Genomic DNA, 2,371 nt, shown 5'->3' on the forward strand with positions numbered 1-2,371 from the left:
TCCCTGCAGGCCCCCCACGCTCCCCCTCGTGCGGACGCCCCGCGCGACGACTCCCTGCGCGACCGGAAGCGCCGCGCGACCCACCTCGCGATCGAGGACGCCGCCACCGCGCTGGTCCTCGAGCACGGGTACGACGCGGTGACGGTCGACCAGATCTGCGCGGCCGCCGAGGTCTCCAAGCGCACGTTCTTCAACTACGTCGCCTCCAAGGAGGCCGCGGTCATCGGCGCCACCCCGCAGGACGTCCCCGAGGCCGAGCGCGAAGACTTCCTTGACGGGGTCGATCCGGACGTCCCACGCGCGCTGATGCGGGTCTTTCTCGCAGGCTTCGCCGCCACCCGCATCGCGGACAGGGAGCAGACCGCCACGCTCGTCCAACGCCGGCGTGACATCTTCCGGGCCGAGCCGCAACTCGGTGCCGCGCGGATGACCGCCTCGTACCGGTTCCAGATCGAACTCGTGGACCTCGTGTCCTGCCACCTCGACCGGCATCCGCGGCTGCGCCGCCTGCCCGGGGTCAGCGCCGAGGCCGAGGCGCGCGCGTGCGTCGCGCTCGTCGCCGCCTCGGCAAACCTCGGCATGGCCACCTGGCTGAACCGCGACTCCGCCTCCTTCGACGACCTCCACGCCGACTGCGCCACCGCCCTGCGCCAACTCGCAGTGCTCGTCGGCGAGCCCTCCACCGCCGCCACCACCACCACCGACGGGATCCCGCATGAGTGAGACAGACCTCCGCACCACCGCGGCACCGCCCGGTGCCGACCGCTCCCCCGCCCCGGCGCCGACGACGCACAACGTCCCGCTGGTGTTCACCTCGCTGCTGCTGGGGATGCTCATCGTGTCCCTGGGGCAGATGATCTTCGCCACCGCGCTGCCGACGATCGTCGCCGACCTCGGTGGCGTCGACCGCATGAGCTGGGTCATCACCGTCTATCTGCTCACCATGACGATCGGCCTGCCCGTGTACGGCAAGCTCGGGGACCAGATCGGCCGCAAGCCGCTGTTCGTCGCCGCCATCCTGCTGTTCTCGGCCGGTTCGCTACTCGGCGCTCTCGCCTCGAACATCGACCTGCTCATCGCCGCCCGTGCCGTCCAGGGTCTCGGCGGCGGCGGCCTCATGGTCCTGTCCCAGGCCATCGTCGCCGACGTCGTCCCCGCCCGACAGCGCGGACGGTACATGGGCGTCATGGGCGCCGTCTTCGGGCTGTCGTCCGTCCTCGGCCCGCTCCTCGGCGGATTCTTCACCGAGGGGCCCGGCTGGCGGTGGGCGCTGTGGTTCAACCTCCCCGTGTGTCTGATCGCCCTCGTCGTGGCCGTCGTCTGGCTGCGCCTGCCCAACCGCGGCAGCGGACGCCGCACCGACTGGCCCGGCACGGTGCTCATGGCCATCGGCACCACCGCACTCATCCTCCTCTCGTCGTGGGGCGGCAACCGTTACGACTGGACCGACCCGGTCATCCTCGGCATGGGCGCGCTGTTCCTCGTGTGCGCGGTGGCCTTCGTCCGGGTCGAGCGTCGCTCCCCGCACCCGCTGATCCCGATGACGCTGTTCGCCGAGCGCAACTTCTCCGTCTCCACCGCCGCCGGTCTCCTCATCGGCGTCGCGATGTTCGGGTGCATGGCCTACCTGCCCACGTACATCCAGATGGTCCACGGTCTCGGCCCCACCGCGGCCGGCCTCATGATGATCCCCATGATGATCGGCATGATGGGCACCTCCATCGTCGTCGGCAACATCGTCAGCCGCACCGGCCGCTACAAGTGGTATCCCCTCGTCGGCACGCTCATCATGGCCGTCGGGCTCTGGCTCATCGGCTCGCTGCAGGCCGGTGACACCCTCGTCCACCTCGGCGTGGTGCTCTTCGTGTTCGGTTTCGGACTCGGCCTGTGCATGCAGCTGCTCGTGCTGATCGTCCAGAACGCGTTCCCCGTCACCATGGTCGGCACCGCCACCGCGTCCAACAACTTCTTCCGCCAGATCGGCGGCACCATGGGCTCGGCCATCGTCGGATCGCTGTTCGTCAGCCGGCTCGCCGACCTCATGGGCGAGCGCGTCCCCGCGGCCGCTGCCGAGCTAGGCCCCGAGGGCGCACGGGTCGCCGAGACCTTCGCCAACGGTGCGGGTGCCAACTCCATGAGCCCCGAGATCCTGGCCGGGCTGCCGGGCCCGCTGCACGACGCGATCGTCGGGGCGTACAACGACGCCCTGGTGCCGATCTACCACATGGTCGTCCCGCTCATCCTCGTGGCGACCGTGCTGCTGCTCTTCGTCCGTGAGGACCCCCTCAAGGAGACCGTCGACTGACCGACCCGCGGCGCGCCCAGACCGTACGACTGCGCGAGCAGCGGCATGGTCATGGCCGCGACCGCG

2 protein-coding genes are annotated in these 2,371 nt (G+C 70.5%); both read left to right on the top strand.

What is annotated here, in order from left to right; genetic code table 11:
- Positions 1–723 (top strand): TetR/AcrR family transcriptional regulator (locus KHA85_RS16305; RefSeq protein ID WP_306666458.1); only part of this gene is annotated, 723 nt, incomplete at its 5' end.
- Positions 716–2,305, top strand: coding sequence for an MDR family MFS transporter (locus tag KHA85_RS16310; RefSeq protein WP_213186610.1), 1,590 nt, complete (start codon positions 716–718; stop codon positions 2,303–2,305). The genes KHA85_RS16305 and KHA85_RS16310, both read left to right, overlap by 8 nt.
- The last annotated feature ends 66 nt before the right edge of the window (positions 2,306–2,371 follow it).

Origin of the sequence: Dietzia massiliensis (assembly GCF_018390595.1) — a bacterium.
GTDB lineage: Bacteria > Actinomycetota > Actinomycetes > Mycobacteriales > Mycobacteriaceae > Dietzia > Dietzia massiliensis.